At 68.5% G+C, this 18,356-nt stretch carries 12 protein-coding genes and 2 pseudogenes; 5 read left to right on the plus strand and 9 right to left on the minus strand.

Annotated features, from left to right (window positions below):
* Positions 1-424: 424 nt before the first annotated feature.
* Positions 425-679: a hypothetical protein gene (locus tag ABR738_RS02195; protein ID WP_350228242.1), complete on the minus strand. Its 255-nt coding sequence runs from the start codon at positions 677-679 to the stop codon at positions 425-427.
* Positions 680-2,505: 1,826 nt separating this feature from the next.
* Here ABR738_RS02195 and ABR738_RS02200 point away from each other — a divergent pair.
* On the plus strand, positions 2,506-3,756 hold the full coding sequence (locus ABR738_RS02200; RefSeq protein ID WP_350228243.1) for a PIG-L family deacetylase: 1,251 nt from the start codon (positions 2,506-2,508) through the stop codon (positions 3,754-3,756).
* A gap of 292 nt (positions 3,757-4,048) precedes the next feature.
* Here ABR738_RS02200 and ABR738_RS02205 read toward each other — a convergent pair whose 3' ends face one another.
* Together ABR738_RS02205 and ABR738_RS02210 are read right to left on the minus strand one after the other, a co-directional pair.
* Positions 4,049-4,492, minus strand: coding sequence for a hypothetical protein (locus ABR738_RS02205; protein ID WP_350228244.1), 444 nt, complete (start codon positions 4,490-4,492; stop codon positions 4,049-4,051).
* A gap of 28 nt (positions 4,493-4,520) precedes the next feature.
* Complete coding sequence (locus ABR738_RS02210; RefSeq protein WP_350228245.1) at positions 4,521-6,050, minus strand: restriction endonuclease fold toxin-2 domain-containing protein; 1,530 nt, start codon at positions 6,048-6,050, stop codon at positions 4,521-4,523.
* A 297-nt stretch (positions 6,051-6,347) separates the two neighbouring features.
* Here ABR738_RS02210 and ABR738_RS02215 point away from each other — a divergent pair.
* Positions 6,348-7,350: pseudogene (locus ABR738_RS02215) on the plus strand (IS5 family transposase).
* 137 nt (positions 7,351-7,487) lie between these two features.
* Here the strand turns inward: ABR738_RS02215 and ABR738_RS02220 are convergent.
* Together ABR738_RS02220 and ABR738_RS02225 are read right to left on the minus strand one after the other, a co-directional pair.
* Positions 7,488-8,032 (minus strand): annotated as a pseudogene (locus tag ABR738_RS02220) (IS5 family transposase); the annotation flags it as partial.
* A gap of 167 nt (positions 8,033-8,199) precedes the next feature.
* Positions 8,200-8,349 carry a hypothetical protein gene (locus ABR738_RS02225; protein ID WP_350228246.1) on the minus strand — a complete coding sequence of 50 codons (150 nt, stop codon included), beginning with the start codon at positions 8,347-8,349 and terminating at the stop codon, positions 8,200-8,202.
* A 745-nt stretch (positions 8,350-9,094) separates the two neighbouring features.
* Between ABR738_RS02225 and uppS the strand changes: the two genes are divergently transcribed.
* Positions 9,095-9,814 carry a polyprenyl diphosphate synthase gene (uppS, locus tag ABR738_RS02230; protein WP_350228247.1) on the plus strand — a complete coding sequence of 240 codons (720 nt, stop codon included), beginning with the start codon at positions 9,095-9,097 and terminating at the stop codon, positions 9,812-9,814.
* On the plus strand, positions 9,811-11,274 hold the full coding sequence (locus tag ABR738_RS02235) for an oxygenase MpaB family protein (RefSeq protein ID WP_350228248.1): 1,464 nt from the start codon (positions 9,811-9,813) through the stop codon (positions 11,272-11,274). Before uppS ends, ABR738_RS02235 begins: the two co-directional genes overlap by 4 nt.
* A gap of 709 nt (positions 11,275-11,983) precedes the next feature.
* Here ABR738_RS02235 and ABR738_RS02240 read toward each other — a convergent pair.
* Positions 11,984-12,649, minus strand: a complete 666-nt coding sequence (locus tag ABR738_RS02240) for a TetR/AcrR family transcriptional regulator (protein ID WP_350228249.1) — start codon at positions 12,647-12,649, stop codon at positions 11,984-11,986.
* 81 nt (positions 12,650-12,730) lie between these two features.
* Here ABR738_RS02240 and ABR738_RS02245 point away from each other — a divergent pair, with 81 nt between their 5' ends.
* Positions 12,731-14,326 carry an FAD-dependent monooxygenase gene (locus tag ABR738_RS02245; RefSeq protein WP_350228250.1) on the plus strand — a complete coding sequence of 532 codons (1,596 nt, stop codon included), beginning with the start codon at positions 12,731-12,733 and terminating at the stop codon, positions 14,324-14,326.
* Positions 14,327-16,655: 2,329 nt separating this feature from the next.
* Here ABR738_RS02245 and ABR738_RS02250 read toward each other — a convergent pair.
* The 3 genes from ABR738_RS02250 to ABR738_RS02260 form a co-directional block, all read right to left on the minus strand.
* Positions 16,656-16,898, minus strand: a complete 243-nt coding sequence (locus ABR738_RS02250) for a hypothetical protein (protein ID WP_350228251.1) — start codon at positions 16,896-16,898, stop codon at positions 16,656-16,658.
* A gap of 147 nt (positions 16,899-17,045) precedes the next feature.
* Positions 17,046-17,237, minus strand: a complete 192-nt coding sequence (locus tag ABR738_RS02255; RefSeq protein WP_350228252.1) for a hypothetical protein — start codon at positions 17,235-17,237, stop codon at positions 17,046-17,048.
* 365 nt (positions 17,238-17,602) lie between these two features.
* Positions 17,603-18,277 carry a restriction endonuclease gene (locus ABR738_RS02260; protein ID WP_350228253.1) on the minus strand — a complete coding sequence of 225 codons (675 nt, stop codon included), beginning with the start codon at positions 18,275-18,277 and terminating at the stop codon, positions 17,603-17,605.
* Between the last annotated feature and the right edge of the window lie 79 nt (positions 18,278-18,356).

The raw sequence follows: 18,356 nt of genomic DNA on the forward strand, positions 1-18,356 counted from the left end.
GTGTCCAGGATTCGAGCTCAAGGCCCACCTGGTACGAGAGCGTGCGTATCACCTGCTGCAGTCCAGAGGCCGAAGCATGCCCGCAAAGCGGCCGATGACGAGCACTACGGGCGCATCCGCGAGGAGAGCGCGAAGCGGAAGGCTGCGGCGCAGATCGATCCGCTCACGCCCGCCCGCCCAGCTGCGGTACCTCGCGAGCTTGGCGGAAAAGGTCGGCCAGGCGTGGTTCGACGCCGAATACGCCGCGGCGGTCCAGCGGACCGGCATTGAACCGCGCCGTCCGCGGGAACGGAGCATGACCGCTGTGAGGCGGCTGACGAGAGCGGCGGCCACCAAGCTCATCACCGCCCTGGCCGCCGTCTGTCCCTCGCGGCCGCCGAGCGGCCCGCATAGCCTCGGGTTAAGGGAATCCATCAGAGGCTCCTCAGAGCGGCTGACACTCGATGACACCGTCACGGGTGACGCAGATGCTGCCGGATCGGTGCCCGTCGTGAAGCATCTCGATCACTGCCTGCTCGTCAGGCAGGAGGCCGTACTCCTCTCCGGTCTGGTCCGCATCCGCCGAGAGGTCCCTGTTCCAGTCGTCCATGTACTCGCGCAGGGTCCACGCCCGACCGTCTGGGTGGTTGGTGTCGACGACCCGGAACTGCCCCTCGCGCAGAACCAGTTCGAGCTGCACATCGGCCCTCCGCAGCTCTCCGCCGTACAGGGCAAGGAGCTCACCTACCCGAGCCGCGCCCAGGGCCTGCTCGGCTTCACTCAGTGGGCAGAAGACGTAGCCAGGGTAGAGAACATGATCGCGGCGGGCGAGAACCTACTGACGGCGCTTGCTGGACTTCGTGGTCTTCTTCCTCGCCACGTGCGTACTCCCATCCTGGTGCCTATGGCTGCCCACCCAGTCTTCCGTGGGCCGGCGCGACGGGCGCAGCTGTCGTGAAGACGCTGTCAGGCCGTTCCGGAAGTCCGCAGCTCACGTTGCGGCACGGCGGCCGCCGTCCAGCCTCCCGCGCCGCGCGCTCTGCACGGGCCAGGCACAGCGCGGCGGCCTCGGTCACCGCGGCCGGCGGCGGCGCTCCGCGCGGGTGTCGGGCGCTGTCGGCCGGGCACGGAGTTATCCAGCGACGGAGCAGCGCTGGAAGGAGTCTGCTCCCCGGCGGTCAACCAGCCGCAAGCATTCACTTCATGGAGCGATCGACCTCGGTTGGACGGCGTGCCCCGACCCTGGTGACTTACGCGTAGGTCAGGATGCCGAGCGGCGTCCCTGCCCCGACGAAACCAGGAGACATGGTGAGCACAGCCCCCAGCCTGCTCGGGCGGCGCTGGCTGATCCGGCTGCCCCCCCACGGGCCGCCGGCGGCAGGTGTCGCGGTGATCAAATGCCGGGGCGGCCTCCGCCCCCCTTCCGACATCCGCTACCGCGACCCTGTGCTGGCCCGCACGAAAGCGATGGAACACGTCCGGCACCACATTGCCCAAGCGGGCCAGCCCAACGCGCAGGCTCGCTGCCGCTGCCGCCATGAGGGCTGCTCCTGGCACGACACAGCCGCGATCGTCTGTACACAGGCCATCGCGCTCGTGATCCCCGACCGCGTAGGCCGGCTCTGGGGCATCGCGGAAACGTGCACAGCATGTGCCGCGGCCGTGCCCCGGTCCAAGGTGTTGCGGTTCGCCTCACCCACCACGCTTCCTGCACCACAAACCGCAGGCGGGGGGCCGCCGGCGTCACGCCTGAACCACGAAGGAGCTCCAAGGACAAAGCCCTGCTCGGACAACGGCACGCAGCCGACCGCGAGAGGGCCCACAACTGCCAGATCAGCGCTGCCGAAGCCGGCCCTGCACCGCCCCCACCCTGCCGAAGAAGAAGGCTTTGGCGCGCCAGGATCCGTGCCGCACGGCTGGGTAGCGCCCCCAGCCTTCGGGGACCACTTGCTGAAGGTGGGCGAAAGCGTCTTGTGCGGTCCAGGCAGTCCAGTTCAGAGGCATACGCGCAGGTCAGGTTCTTGTGATCCAGGACCGTCGACGCTGTTGATGAGATCTGCGTGAGAGCAATCTGTGCGCTCCCGGGGTCTGACGTGACGCCTGCGGATGGCCTGGGAGGGGCATCGGAAGGTGCTCTACGCCCGAGGCGCACGCTGAACCTGGGGCCCGACTCCAGTTGATGTCAGTGCTGGCCGATGCGGACGGGCAGCTGGCAGCCGAGATGCATCGGCGAACCATGAGGTCAGCGGATCGCTGGGACATCCACCGTGTGGACGACGCGTTCGGACCTGCCCGAGTACGCGTGAGCTGGGGAGGGTGCGAGCCGGGTACGGCTCGCGTAGTACTGGTTTTGGACGCCTGAAGCCGGTCGGAAGGACGTGGTTCGTGGCAATTGCTTTCCGTGTCGGCATGACTGTGGCGTCCCTGGCCCTGTGCGCGGCGCTGCTCGCGCCCTTTTCACCCGCCGGCCATGCCGTGTCCGCCACTGCTGGGGCGCAGTCGGGCTGTCGTCGGACCCTCGTTGTAGTGGCGCACCCTGATGACGACCTCTTCTTCGTCAATCCGGACGTCATGTCGACCATCCGGGCGGGGTGCTTCGTCTCGACGGTGTACCTCACCGCCGGCGACGGTGACGAAGAGGTGCCGGCGGAAGCGAGAAACTACGTCATGAACAGGGAGAACGGCGTTCGCAGGGCATATGCGGAAATGGCGGGCGGGGCTCCTGCCTGGAGGCAGGACGACGTACACGCGGGCGGCCGCACCGTCCGGTCGTTCCGGCTCGCGCACCAGGAACGGAGAGGGGACGTGAGGCTGACGTTTCTGGGTCTGCACGACGGCCGACCCCAAGGCGGCGAGCCGGACAGCCTCCTGCACTTGTTCGACAGGCGCAGGAAGACGATTACCTCGCTGCGGGGCACCGAGAGCTACACCGAGGAACAGCTGGTGTCCGTCCTGGTCTCCCTCATCCGGCAGAGCCGGGCGGGAAACGTCCTGACCCTGGACCCCGACGTCGCATCGTTCGGAACAGGGACGGACAGCCGCGTGGATCACAGCGATCACGGCATCACCGCACGCTATGCCCGAGAAGCCGCCTACCGTACGGGGACCCCGGTTATTTCCTACCTCGGCTATCCGATGGCACGACTGCACAGGAACCTGACACAGGCCGAGACCGCGGAGAAGGAACGACTCACCCGGTGGTACATGGCGCAGAGCCAGTGCCCCCGGGAACGCGTATGTCCTGCTCGGAAGATCTACGAGGCCACGCTCTCGAAGACTTACCGACACTGGGTCGAGAGGCGCTACCGACGCACGCATAGGAATCCGGGTCCGGGCGAGATCATGGGGGACGTGGGCCGCACGACGCGCTACTCGGCCGACTCGCCCGAACAGTGCCTTGCCGCGCCTAACGATCCCCGACGTACGGGAGAAGTGCGCATCCTGAGCTGCGACGGGTCCGCGGGGCAGAAGTGGGACGCGGGACCCGACCGCACGCTCAGAAGCCGACTGGACCCGGCGTACTGTCTCACCGCGGCAGGAAACCTCCCACGGCTCCAGGCATGCCGAATCTTCGAGTCCGCGCAGATGTGGCAATGGGTGCCCTGGAAAAGTCCGACATGGAAGCGGGCGGCCTGGAAGCTCGTCGGCGCCGGGAACATGTGCCTCTACCAGAACGACCGCTTGCTCCCGAGCCCGAACCGGGACACTGACCGCAGCCCGCGCTTGGAACTCGTGAGCTGTGACGGTCCCGCCCGGCCGGGTTTGTACTGGCGGTAGGCGTGCGGGGGCGAACGCGCTGATCGCCGAGGCCGCGCGGCGCGGGCAGGTGGACCTGTCGCTGGTCAGCGTGGACTCCACGACTGCTCGTGCGCATCACGACGCGGCGGGGGCACGGGTGAGTGAAGAGGTCCTGGCTGCGTTGGAGGGAGCCGTCCAGCAGTCAAAGGGGGCTGCGGGAAGGGACAAAAGGATCAAGAGGGTGCGCAAGAAGCTGAGGCGGCCGACCCTGCGCGTGCCGAGCGGCGCCGGGTTCGCCGTCGGCGCCGCGCGCGGCTGAAGGCCGCCGATTTCAGCTCTGGTCGACAGTGGCCTGGAGATGAGCCAGGAAGACCTCCTTAAGCCCCGGGACCGAAACGTGGGGAGCCAGTTGATCGGGCAAGCCGGCTTCCAGGCCCCACTCCGTATTGAACGTGGCCGGGACACCGGCCGGGACGATGCGTCCCTGCAGCCATGCAGCGAATTCAGCCGCCTGGGATGCGGTGCAGTCTTCGAGCGAGACGCCTTCGGGGCGGAGCCTCGCCATTCCCTCAAGCGTCTCATCGCCCAGCGTGATCCCGAAGTGCAGGACAGTCCCTGGTACAAGACGGGTACCTTCGTCCAGGCGGAGGAACCCGTCGGGATCCCGTTCGCGCACGGCGGTTTCCATCGCGGCGTAGGACAGGCCCCAGGTCTCCCCGTCGGCCGGTGTGAAGATGTACATGGTGCGCAGTTGAGCGATCTCAGAGGCGTCCACGGTGGTTGCTCCGTCAGTCGGGTGCTGGTCAGGGGACGTAACGGGCGTTCCCCTTGACGCCGTAGGCCGCCATCATGACGCGCCAGTAGGGCACGGAGTCCTGGTTGTTGGTGACCGTATCCACGCCTCGTATCTGGGTGTTACGGGGGTCGTTCAGGGCGGCGTGGTACTTCTCGAGTTCCTTGCGGTCCTTGGCATACAGGAAGTCGCGCTTGCCGTTCTGATGGCTTTGCCGGAGTTCATCGAGGGTGCGGTAGCAGCCGTTGGGCTTGTTGACGTATTTCGCTTCAACGGCCATGCCGTCCAGGTCGCGGAAGCCGTCCACCATGAGGGTGCTGTTGGCGCTGATACCCGGGGGGATGGGCACTTCGTACTCGGGGTAGCCCGCTACGCGCTTTTGGTAGGCGACCTCGGCCGGCTTGCCACCCGAAACATCGCCGGTCCGCAGCGAGTTCAGCCAGAGCTGGTAGGTGTGCTGTTCCGGCCCAGTCAGTGGTGGAAAGCGGGGGTCCGGCGGCGCGGGAGGTGGCTGCATCCGTGGCCCGTTGGCGGGCCGGTAACCGGCCGGGACGAGCACGGGCAGCCGGACCAGTGGAAGGAGGAAGGGCGGCAGGAATCCCGGACCGTCGCCCTTGGCTTTTGGCATCGGGATACGTGCCTTGGCGTTGTCCAGGGCGTGTGGAATGTTACCCAGACCCGCGATGCGCAGGTCGCCGGAGACGAGTTCGCTCAGTCCACCATCGTGTCCCTCGCCCCCGAACAGCGGCCGGTCCCAGATCGGTTGGGGTTCGCCGAACAGCGGGTCGTCCTGCTGAGGGATTTTCCGCAGAGCGGTGTCGATGTGGTCGGCATAGACGTCACAGGCGTTGGCGAGCATCGTGCAGGCAGCGGGCAGGTTCGCCATCAACGTCTCAGTGTCGCTCACCTCGCTGGGGGGCGGATTCTTGCCGACGAAGGTCATGAAGAAGGCCTCCACGGCGTCCGCGGTCTCGCCGACCTGGCCGAGCCTGGCACTCTGCCAGGCGGTATCCGATTCCCAGTAGGCGTCTTGCAGAATCTTGGACGCGCTGCGCCAGGTCTTTGCGACGAGGCGCAGCTTGTCGCGTTGCCCGTGGAACCGCCGGTCGAACAGGTACTGGTCGCTCCAACTGGTCTCGCCGACGACTTCCGGCAAGTCCTCAGCGTTGTGGCTGGCCCTCGGGGTGCAGTCCGGCCCTGTCGGCTGTGCCGGAATGCCGGGAGAGGGGCTCTGTCCCAGTAGTGCCCCCGCCGTAGCGTCCTGCTTCAGAAGGTCTTCGGCTGCCTGCAGGAGAGCGCCGGCACCGTTCGCCATCACCTGGTGGGCAAATCCCGACTGCTCGAAGACGGCTGCGACGGCGGGCCGGTACACCGCGGCGAAGGCCCTGCCGGCGTCATCGTCTCCCGCCATGCCCCCGTGCGCGCTCAGTTCCGTGAACAGCAGGCTGAGCATGTCGAAGATGAGGTCCCGCAGACCAACCATCGACCAGGACGCGTTGACGAAGTTCTCCGGTTTGTGTGTCAGATCCAACGCGGCCACCGCTGCTTCCCCAACTGAGCCCGAAACTCTACACGTTCACAGATGTGCGCATCCGGTCACCCTCAGCTGGGCAGCCGCGCCGGCCGCGCCCCTCCCAGCAACGCAAAAAGCCCCGATCCCCGGCATGCGGCCGGGGATCGGGGCTTCATGGTGGAGCGGGTGTCAGGGGCGCCCAGGGTGCGGGTGCGCCCGTGTCGGGGTCCGGGATGGCGGCGGTAGCCACCAGGGCCTGTGTGAGGTTGTGATCGCCCTTGGGTTCCGTGCTCGTGAGGAGGCGGACCTGGTAGGACGCTGGGTGTGACGCGCAGGCAACTTACTGACGAGCAATGGGAGTTCATCTGTCCGTTCCTGCCGATAGGCGAGTACGGTCCGTACCCGCAGCGGCTGCGGGACCAGTTCGAGGGGTGATCTGGCGGTTCCGGTCCGGTGCCCAGTGCTCAGTGGCGGGAGATGCCCGGTGGGTTCGGTCCCTGGCCCACTGTCTATGGCCGCTTCCGGATGTGGAGGGATGCTGGCGTCTTCAGCGCGTTGCTGGAGGGTCTGATTGCCCAGGCTGCCTGTCGGGGCGAGACGGGCTTGTCCCTGGTGAGTGGGGATTCCACGATTGTCCGTGCTCACCACGACGCCGCTGGGATGCGCATCGGCGGGGAGGTTCTGGAGGCCCTGGAGGAAGCCGCTGCCGAGCAGGAGCGGGCCCGGCAAAAGGGGGCGGCCCGGGGGGAACAGTACGGGCAGGACGACGGAAACGACCCGGGACGGATCCCACGGCGGCGCGTCCCGCGACGCCGTGGGATCCGTTTGAAGCACGCTCTGCTCGAACAGGTCCCGGGGCGGGCTGGCCAGCAAGGTTCACGTCGCCGGGGACCGCAAGCGCCGGCCGCTGGCGCTCGTGCTGACCGTGGGACAGGCCGCCGACAGCCCGCAGTTCGTCCCCGTGCTCACGAAGGTCAGGGTCCGTCCGCCCGTCGGACGTCCCCGCACCCGACCCGGCGCTGTCGCCGCGGACAAGGCCTACTCCTCCCGCACCAATCGCGCCTACCTGCGCAAACGCCAGATTTAGGCCGTCATCCCGGAGAAGAGGGACCAGGCCGCCAACCGCAAGAAGAAGGGCAGCCGGGGCGGCCGGCCCGCGACGCCGATCTCTACAAAGAGCGCAACACCGTCGAGCGTTTGATCAACAAGCTGAAGGCCTGGCGAGGCATCGCGACTCGCTACGACAGGACACCCGAAAGCTACCTCGTCGGCCTCCACCTCCGCGCTTCGCGGATCTATCACCGATCTCCTCAAGGCACCTGACTGATCACAACCTCACACAGCCCTTAGCAGCCTCGGGAGGAATGAGCACTGCGGGCTGCCTGCAAGCAGCAGAAGCGCGGTGGGCAGCGCATTGAGCGTCTGCGTGCCTGTAGAGACGTTAGGAACGGTGCACGCTCTGCGCTTGGCGGGCCGCCGCCAACGGGGTCCGCGCCGGGAGCGGATCGGTGGGATGCCGCGCACCAGAGGTTCCAGGCCCTGACTGTCGTGGGTGTTCGCGGCGGAGATGCCGATGGAGATGGACAGACCGGTCCGCTCAGTGATCAAGTGGATCTTTGATCCCTTCTTGCCGGGATCTACGGGATTCGGACCTGTCAGGTCCCCCCTTTCAGTGCCCGCATGTTCACCGAGTCGATCGCGCACCGCGACCAGTCCAGGCCGCCCCGGGCTCCAAGTTCCTCAAGGATCAGGCGGTGGAGCTTGCCCCAGACCCGGGCCCGGCTCCACTCGGTGAACCGCCGGTGTGCGGTCGGCCCGGACAGGCTGAAACCCTGCGGTAGTTGGCGCCACGTGCAACCCGTCGTGGCCACGAACACGCTGGCCGCCAGCACCTGTCGATCCCCGCATCTGCGCCGACCACCGCCTTGAGGCCGTACCGGAGCAGCCGGGACCGCCCGTTGGAACAACTCCCACAGCCCGTCCGGCACCAGACGCTCCACCATCGCCATCACGGCCACCAGCCTAGTGATCAAGCCAGTTGAGACGACCTCATAGTCGCGGTGCCGGTCGAGCTCCGGCCAAGTAACTTGTCGAAGACGTGAGTTGGAGATCTCGGGGAACCGTATCCCGATCAGCTTGGCCCAGTCCGACTCGCACATCGGAGGCCCGCCCGGAGTCATCCCGGCCCCTCCGCCGGTGCCAAACACTTCCTGATGGTCTTGCGGTCCACCCTCAGCGACGCGGCCAGTTCACGCTTCGAACGGTCCGCGTACCAGTGGACATAGATCTCGGTGACATCGACCACGACGAACGTTCTCCTCGCCATCCGGGCTGCCCATCGGCCTTCCAAACCTCAGGCCGAGAACCGTCCCGCACACCTCCGCGACGCCACGGTCCCTCAGTCCCGAACTCCGCCGCACGCATGGCCAATTAGGAGAATTCGGTATATCTGGACCTGGACAAGACCAGTGCGAAGCTCCTCTTCCAGATTTTCACGGAACGGGAGGAAAACGCGTGCACGAGCGCGAGGTGGTGGAGGCAGAGGCAGTAGGGGGCCGCGCGGCCTGCCCGGCGTCGGCAGCGTACTCCCAACAACAGGAGCGGACCCCGTCGTCATTGGCGTCGGCAAGTTGCAGGACGCGCGCCAAGCCAGAGCGCTGCGCGGCCCGTTGGAGCCCAGACGGCACGAATCGGGGATCATCAGGTCCGGCGCTCGGCCTGACGGGCCGACATGCGGGAGCCCGACCGCCATGTCCCACCCCAAAGTGATGACTGTCGTTCCGCTAGGGGGCTTGGACGTACGTGCCAGGGGTGACGGGCCCCCCTTTTGGCCGGTCGGGGTCCTTTCGCGCTGTCAGACTTCCGGGAGACAACGCGCCGGTCGGGCGCGGGCGGGCCGGGGGTGGTGAGACGGGATGGACGCGACCGAGCGCGGCACGGCTGGTCGTTCCGCTCCGGACGGGTTGGGACCGAGCGCGACGGACCACGGTGTCCCACGCACCCGTGTGGCGACGGACGACCGGCCGGGCGGGTCACAGCGCGGAGACCGACAGCAGCGGAGCGAGGGGCGGGTGCGGGCGGTGCCGCGGCACGTGGCCTGCGTGATGGACGGCAACGGGCGCTGGGCGCAGCGGCGTTCACTTCCCCGAACAGCAGGGCATCGGGCTGCTGAGACCACCGTCATCGACATCATCGAGGCGGCCCGGGTGGCGGGTGTGGAGTGGCTCAGTCTGTACGCCTTCTCCACCGAGAACTGGAACCGTCCTGGTCCCGAAGTCGACTACCTGATGTGCCTGGTGCGCCGGGTCGTGCGCAAGCACGCGCCGCTGCTGCTGGCCCGTGGCATCCGCTGCCGTTTCCTCGGGGTCGCCGACCCGCGCATTCCCCGTGAGCTGGCCCAGGATTTTGAGGATCTGGCCACCCTGACCGCCGCGAACCGGGGGATGACGCTGTCCGTCGCCTTCGACCACGGGGGGCGCCGGGACATCGTGGAGGCCGCAAGGTCGCTGATCCGTAGCAAGACACCGGCCGACGAGGTGACGGAGCGGCTCTTCGCGGACCACCTGCCGTTCCCCGACACCCCCGACGTGGACCTGGTCATCCGCACCTCCGGCGAGCAGCGCATCTCCAACTTCATGCTCTGGCAGGTCGCTTACGCCGAGTGGGTCTTTCCCGAAGTGCTCTGGCCGGACTTCCGGGCCCCCGACTTCCTCGCCTGCCTGCACGCCTATCGGCGCCGCGACCGCCGCTTCGGCGGCGTGCCGCCCCGCACGAACGGAGACCCATCATGACCACCGAAACCACGGGAACGGCCGACGAGACGCCCCTGTTCGGGCCACAGTCGCAGTTCAGCAGTTTCTTCGACGACCCGCGCTGGGCACTGGCCATGATCCGCGCCACCGTGCTGGAGGCCGCTCACCCGCAGATCGGCGCAGCCCTCGCCGACAACTCCACCTTCGTCGCCCACCCCTGGCGCCGGCTGCGCAACACCTTCCTCAGCATGCGGCGCATGTTCGGCGGGGATCCGGCGGAACGCGAACGTGAGGCCGCCCGCCTCAACCGGCTGCACGCCCGCATGAGCGGCACCGACTACCACGGACGCCCTTACGACGCGATGGACCGCGCGGCCCGCGCCTGGGTGGTCGCCACCCTCTTCGAGAGCGCCGTCACCATGTGCCGCCTGAGCGGCCAGCCGCTCGACCAGGACACCATGGAGCGGATGTACGCCGAGTACCGCGCCTTCCTCGCCGCGCTCGACGGCGACGCCGAAGAACTCCCCGAGGCCCTGCACGACTTCTGGGGCTACTTCGACCGGGTCGTCGAAAACGATCTGGAGAACACCGAGGCCGCCCGCGTCATCCTCTACCGCCTCTTCGACCACCTGCCCGCCCCCGCGCTGCTCGACGGCGCACCGACACTGTGGGCGGCCGGCCGTGCCGTCGCCGGTCCGCTCCTGGGCGCCATCACGGTCGCCTCACTCCCCGAGCCCTACCGGCGCCGAGCCGGCCTGCCAGAGATGCCCGGCGCACCGACCCTGATGCAGGGCGCCTACTGCGCCGCCGGGCTCGCCCGCTTCCTGCCCCAGGGCTGGATCAACGCCGAGAGCATCATCGAACTCCTCTCGCTCTCACCCGACAGCGACGACCCCCGCGCCCGGACCATGGCCGCCCTGGGGGCCCGCATGAAGCAGGCATCGGCCCTGCTCCGCCTCCTCACACCGCTCAGCGGCAACCCCGCCCCCGACCGGGCACCTTCCGCGGGCACAGGAGAAGGCCGACGCTCGGCGGAGGAGTTCTTCCGCAAGGTGCTGGACCAGACCGGCGACGGCCACCTCGACTGGCCCGATCTCGCCGCGATGGCCCGCGAACTGGCCACCCGCCTCGACCTGGACGAACCCGAAGAGACTCGACTCTACGACGCCTTCGCCGCCTGGTGGCGAGAACTCCAGGCCGCCCTCGACACCGATGGCGACGGCCGCGTCAGCGCCGACGAATACGCCGCCGCCGTCCCCTCCCTCGCCGGGCCCGCGCTCATCCGCGTCGCCGAGGTCCTCTTCGACGCCACCGACAAGAACGGCGACGGAACCATCGACGCCGACGAGTACCACACTCTCTTCCACACCGCTTTCCATCGCAACCTCGCCACCACCAACGGCACCTACAGCCGGGGCGCTTTCGTCCGCGACTTCCTTTCCTTCATGTCCGGCCGCCGCTCAAGCACTCCCTACGACCCCCTCCTCGCCGACGCCTAAGCAGATCTCTCCTCAGAGAACACCGTCAGGTCAACCAGGAACTTGAAGCCCTGACAAGGGCCTTGATGGAGGTCACTGTCGGCGCCGCCCGTGACTCTGCCGGGCGGTGGCGGCACCCAGTTCTCGGGTGGCGTACTCGTCGACGCCGACCACTCGCGGAGCGGCCACTTCCGGCTCGGGAAGTGCGTGGGTCAGCCGCAGGACGGTGCTGCGGCTGACCGACACCCCGCCGACATGGGCCAAGCGGGCGCCGGCCCGGCCCGCGAGAGCCGGACCGATCGCGGCCAGGGTCGAGCGCAGGCCCTCGGGCCGCCGGCTGTGCCTTCGGGTCAGGCCGGGTATCTGCTCGACGAACGTGCGGCGTCCGCACTCGGCGTTCCAGCAGGTGAACCGGCAAACTTGCGCCTGGAGTACGACGCTTCGTCCGGAACTGGGAACATCAGCGGGAAACCGCAGGTAGGAGCCGTGAACTCGCGCGGACCACGCTCCGACAGCGTTCCGCCAGCACCCGCTCCTCCATCCATCCGGCAGGTCACTGGATGGCTCACCAGGCATCCCGGCACGTTCGATCAATAGGTGAGTCGATCTCACGTGTACAGGCCGGCGCGGCGCGCGAAACTCATCGGCGCGCGATCTGAGTTCGTGGGCCGACGGAGTCGTCACCGGAGTCTTCCGGGCCGCCGCCATGCCGAGCCCTCACCTTTGGAGGTCACTCAGTCCTTCCGGAGCCGCCGTCGCCGAGGCGGCCGATCAGCTGGGCGAGTTGCTCGGCGTAACACTCGACGACCTCGGGCGAGCTCGCGTCGGCGCCGAACAGGGCGCGGGCCAGCTGTGGGTAGACCGCCAGTGCATTGGCCGCACTCATCTCCATGAGCAGCAGCGCGGCCGGGTCGAGCCGGTCGTCGAGTTCACCGGCCCGCTGGCGCGCACGGATCGCCTCGACCTCCTCGTGCAGCCGGGCGTTGCGTTCGGCCGCGTTCTCGTCGTCGACGCCCGTGTCGGCAAGGCCCTCCCAGGCGAGGAGGCGGCCGCCGAGGCGGGGGTCGACACTCACCCGCACGTAGTGCTTGATCATCTCGGCGCTGTCCATGTCGTCGGGGAACGCCTCGGCCTCATACGCCCGCCACCGGCGGCCGATCTCCCGGTACAGGCCTTCCTTGCCGTCGAAGTAGTACGTGATGAGCTGCTGGTTCACGCCGGCGCGCGCGGCGATCGCGGACACCCGGGCCCCAGCGAAGCCCTTGGCGGAGAACTCCTCGGTCGCGGCATCGAGGATCAGGGCCTTGGTTCGCTCGGGATCGCGCTGCCGCTCGTGCCCGGTCGGCGCTCGCCGCGCCGACCGGCGTGTGCTCGTGGAGTTCTTCTCAGGGGTCACAGCAGGGATTGTGCCATCCAGCCGGACAACTCAATCATCTATCTGTTTGACAAAGTCATACGGACGTATGACTCTGGTGTCATGGACTGCCAGGAGACTCACGTAGTCGTCGTTGGAGGCGCGCTCACCGGGCTGAGCGCTGCTGTCTTCCTCGCCCACCAGGGCGTGCGGGTCACGGTGCTGGAACGTCATCCGGACCTGCTCACCCATCCGAGGCTGCGCGGGATCACACCACGGACCGTCGAGGTGTTCCGTCAGTTCGGACTCGGCCCGGCGATCCGGAAAGAAAGCTTCCGCGGCGAGGGGCACACCTTCGTCATGCTGCGGGCACACACGCTCGCCGACGAGTACCAGCCGGTGCAGGAAGCCCGCCCTGAGTCGGTTGTCGATCCGCGTGCCTATGGCCCCTGCACCTACGCGGCGATAGACCAGGACCGGCTCGAAGCCCTGCTGCGCAGCCGGGCCCGCGAACTCGGCGCCGACATCCGCTACTTCACCGAAGTCCGCTCCCTCGACCAGGACGCGCACAGCGTCACCGCGATCGTCCGGGACCGCGCGAACGGCCACGAGACGGTGATCCGCGCGGACTACGCCATCGCTGCCGACGGATCGAACAGCGGGATCCGGGAGTCGCTGGGGATCGAGACCGACGGGCCAGGGGTGCTGTTGAACACGGTCTCCGCGCTCGTGCACGCAGACCTCTCGGCAGCCGTCCGCGGCCGGGACGTCGGCATCGTCTATCTCCAGAGACCGCGCCCGTTCAGCACGATGATGCCGTACGACGACTCGGGCTCGCGCTGGCTTTTCGGCACCGGCTACGACCCCGTGAACGAGTCGGTGGCGGACTTCACCAGCGAACGCGTGGCGGCGATGGTGCGGGACGCCTCCGGGCTGGAGGAGATCGATGTCTCCTTGGCGCCCCAGATCCCCGGCAGCGACGTCACCGTGCTCGGATTCCCGATCAGCGCCCACGTCGCGCGCACCTACCGGTCCGGCCGGATCTTCCTGGCTGGGGACGCCGCACGTACCCAGCCTCCCACGGGCGGGTTCGGCGGAAGCACCGCAATCCAGGACAGCCACAACCTGGCCTGGAAACTCGCCGCCGTCCTCAAGGGGCGGGCCGGGCCCGGACTGCTCGACACCTACGACGCCGAGCGCCGCCCGTACGGAATGCTCGCCATGCAGCAGGCCTTCGCGCGCTTCGGGGACAGGATGGCCAGCGGCGCGCAACTGGAACTGCTCGACTACTCAGCGGTCACAACGGGATTCCGGTACGCCTCGGCGGCCGTACCCGGCAACCACGACAGCGACCCCATCCCTGCCGTCGATCTGCGTGCCCAACCCGGTACCCGCGCACCGCACCTCACAACCTCACAAGGCGGCTCCACCCTCGATCTGTACGGCGAAACCCTCGTCCTGCTCACGGGCCGCGACGGTTCCCACTGGATCGCAGCCGCGAAGGATCTCGGCATGGCGATGGGCATCGAGATCCGGTCCTACGCCCTCGGTGTCGACATCGACGTCACCGAGGGTGAAAAGGCGCACGGCATCGACACCCACGGCGCCGTACTGATCCGCCCGGACGGCTTCGTCGCGTGGCGCCACCACTCCTCCGCCGCCGAGCCGGCCGCCGCGCTCGCGGAAATCCTCCAAACCCTTCTCGCCCGGCCGACCTGACCTCGCAGGTGATACCGCCGTGGGCACAAGGTGCGCTGCCCAACGCCGCCGCCCCGCCACGCATCTCGCGTCTCCGCGCGGCGACGCCCGCCAAGGACGCCCGGGGGCAACAGCCCCTGCCTCATCTGTCGTCCTGCGTACGCCGAACGCGTTGAGCCGCCCCAGCAGCACGGGGGACGGCCGCTGGGACGGCCCTTTAAGCCCAGGCGCTGACCGGCAGCATCAGGGCCCGGGCCGCGGCGTCTGCGGGCCGGGCCTCGTCCTACCGCTGGGACAGCCTCGGGTTCTGCTGCTGCGGGTCACCACCGCCACGGCGCAGGTGTCCCGCCTGATCCGCAGAACCGCCCGACTTCTTCCCGGAACCGTTCGACTTCTTCCCTGGGTCGCGATAGTCGACTTGCCCCGCGCGGCTCCGTGGAGACACGCGCTCCCCGCTCGTCCCTGGCGCCGGGGAGAGGTAGGGACAACACCTCTCGGAGCTGGCGCATCGCCGGGATGTCCACCGTGGTGGACGCGGCGCCCCGCAACGCCGGCGACGTCGCGCAGTGCATCGGCGGCCGGAGCGTCGGCCTCCTTGTCTTCACCCCGGCGCCGGAGCCGGCCGGGCCCCCGCCTGCGCCCACCCGGCAACCTTCTCGCAGGCATTGATCGACACCCTGCGGAGGAACTCGCCGACGCGGTGCTCCCCCATCAGGCACGAGGGGGCTGGGCCGGGGCGCTGGACTGTGGCACTCAGCTGATGCCTGGCCGATGGTTGGGCCGTAACCACAACCATCCTCGCGCAGACCAGACAGGCTTGCCGCGTTCTGGCTCCTGGGCTGGCGGCCCCGTTCTGGCCCATTGCCTGGACCCGTGGCGGGCACTGACCTCGGCAACGCGAGTCCTAGAGGTCCGTGATGGCCCACCGCCGGCAGCCGCCGACGCTCTGGCCGGTGTCCGTCCCGCAGGAGACACCACCCCCAGGGCGCTAACTTGGCGGAGCAGGTCTTCGCCGTCGGGGGCCTGACCGCGCGCTGGTGTGACAGGAGCAGGACGAGGGCTTGGTGGTCCTGGTCGGCGAGGTGGAGGCTGATACGGCGGCCGCCGTCCTTCAGGGCCGCGTGGGCCAGAAGCTCGGTCATGGCGGCGATGTCGTCGTTCCTGGCCGTGGTGAGGGGGTATCCCCACTCCCCCAGTTTCCCCGTGACGTGCCTGGCTGCTTTCGCGGGTGTCCAGGGGCGTTCTCCAGCGCCCAGTTCGCCGTTCTGCGGTTCGCGATCCGCACCGCCAGCCGTGGCCGCACCCCTACCAAGCTGGGCGTCGTGCTCTCAGGGCGGGGCGGCCCGGCAGGCTTCTTCGGCGGCGGAGGCGTCTTCGATGGGCAGTCCGGACGGTGCCCGCCCTCAGCGCCCAGCGGCACGGCCACAACTGCCTCCCCACGTACGGATGTTCAGAGTCCAGCCCGTGATGCCCATCGACGGCTCGCCGGTGAGGAAATCGCGGTGCGCGTCGGTGTCATGCTGGGCAGACTCGCGGACATGACTCGCTTGCTCACTGATTGCAAACGTAACAACTGATCTCCTCCGTCCGGCCCCAAGCCCGCCCGCCCGGATGCTCGCAAATCACAGGCCCCGCCGGCCCCGCCTCTGCCGCTTTGGTCAAGCTACGTGTCCATGACGGGGCACAACTGGTCGGCGAAGTGGACGGTGAGCTGGTGGTGCCCTTCCTCGATCCGATCGCTGGTGAGGGGAGAGCAATTCGGCTTTCCGCGCCGAATGGTCGCCGTGTGCTGCCTCACCACGCCCGTCGGGCCGGGACACCAGGTTGAGACTCCGATACCGGCACCCATCCGACCGGTTCCCGAACTTCACGTCCGAACCTCCGAACAGGAATCCTTCGAAGTGACCGGGAGGGGTCGACCTGCACCGGCCACAGGTTTCCTACATCAGGCGGTCCGATCCGACTACCACCGCAGCGGGCGACCGGCCCGCTCCTCACCGGCCCAGCACAGCGCGACATCCTGGATGGCCGCCGCCAGACGGCGACGCCCAGACGCAGGGTCCACCCCCGCACACGCGGGGATGGACCCAAGCAGGTTGCAACCACCGGCAGGGACGTGAGCTGCTTACCGCACATGCGGGCGTGGCCCGCGGCAGCCTTTAAAAGTCCCCGCTATCGGCGCGGCTGCTGACGGCCGGGACTTGCCGCCCCGCTCGTCAGCAATGCGGCGAGCCCCACCGGCCTCCAGCTGGTCGCACTCGACCTGTCACCGTCGGCGCGGCGTGGACGTCCCGGCAGGCACCGACCCGAACAACAGGTGCCGTGGGTCTCGCCCGCACACGACCCGAAGTCAGTTGGCGTAGTAGGGGGTGAGCTCCCACGAGTTACCGCCTTCATCCTCCATGCAGGCGAAACCCACGATCGTTCCATGGGACTGCAGAGCGTTACCCCAATTGGTGCACTCCTGGAGAGGGCCCTTGCCGGGGATGTCCGCGCCCTGTCGCGGCGTCGCCTGAGCCACGCCGGCAGCGATGCCGGAAAGCGCCAGGACGCCGGCACCGACGACTATGGCCTTCTTCAAAGTCTTGCGCATTCTTCGCTCCGTCTCTGTCCGTAGGCACATGCGCCGCAGAAGCTGAACTCCGCGACCGCACTGTGCACTTGTGCGCCAAGGGAATCCCCAAAGCATCCGCAGTCGATCACAAGGGAACTCACTGCCTCAAGGGAAACTAGATGTCTGTTACACACTCCTGACAAGCGCGCGGGCGGCGCCCGCCGGGCCCTGCACGGCACTGCCGTCAGCGAAGGCCAGGAACAGCGGCAGCACCTCGTCCAGCAGCGTGTAGGCGCCGGCGGCGGACAGCCGGCGGGCCACGGCGACGTCGCCGGCGGACAGCCCCCCTCGGAGGTCGCCCCGCACCGGGACCCTCACTGCGCCGGCTCCAGGGCAACTGCCGCCGCCAGCACCCTCCGTCGCCTCATGCCCGCCCCCCTTGGGCGCACACCGCCTGGTACTGCTCCCCGCGGCACGGATTGTCTGGGAGCCAGGCTTGCCTGGAGATCCGTACCAGAAGAGAAAGTTGCTGCATTTGTCGCGTTTGTTGGTTTCGAGGAAGGGCTGAGATTCGCGTCTACCGCGCGGTAGAGTCCCAGGCCGGCGAGTTCGCTTCCCGCACACGCAGGGTGGACCCTCGGGCCACGATCAGGAGCGCACCGCCGATCACGGCTGCTCCCCGCGCATGCGGGGATGGACCCCACAGCCGGCCTGAGTGCACTCATCGGTCGACTCAGCGTCGGTCAGTGGTCAGGCCGGACCGGGGAACGTCGTTTGGTGCCGCCGCCACTGCCGCTGAGGGGAATCAGGGTGTCGAGGTGGGCGCCTTTGACCCAGGCGCCCAGGAGGTCGCGATGGAGGGCCACAACGTCCTGCCGCACCGCCAGGCCAAGGGCGTCCTTGGTGAAGCCCTGGCCGGTGGTGACGAACAGGGCAACGTCCGCGCCGTGTTCTGGGCGCGCGGTGCCGACGAACTTCTGCATGTCGTGCGAGGACACGCTGCGGTGCGGGGCGTATTTCTTGCACTGAATGACGAGCTTGCGGCCGTCTGCGAGGTAGCCGATGACGTCAGCGCCCAGGTCGCCGCTGCGGCCGCTGACGACGACCCTCGTGCAGCCGTCCCTGCGGCACAGCGCGGCGACATAGGTCTCGAACTCCTGCCACGACAGGACATCGACTTCCGCCATCGACAGTTCCCGCGCCTTTGCCTCCTCCTGGGCACGCCACTGCCGGTCCTGGCCGACCGCCGCGCGATGAGCACGCCACAGTCCCCAGCCGGCTCCGCCCACCAGCACCGCGGCAAACACCGCGACCAGTACGGGCCACACCGAAGCCCAGTGCGCGCCCAGCCACACCGCCGCGCCCGCGCCCAAGACCGCGCCCCAGGTCCGCAGCTGCCTGCGCGTCCGTTTCCGCATCCGGCGCCGCCGTCTCTGTAGCGCCACCACTCCCCCACTCCCCGTCCGGCTGCTGTCGGTGCCATTTCGACGAGACTGC

Source organism: Streptomyces sp. Edi4 (genome assembly GCF_040253615.1).
In the GTDB taxonomy this organism is placed as follows: domain Bacteria; phylum Actinomycetota; class Actinomycetes; order Streptomycetales; family Streptomycetaceae; genus Streptomyces.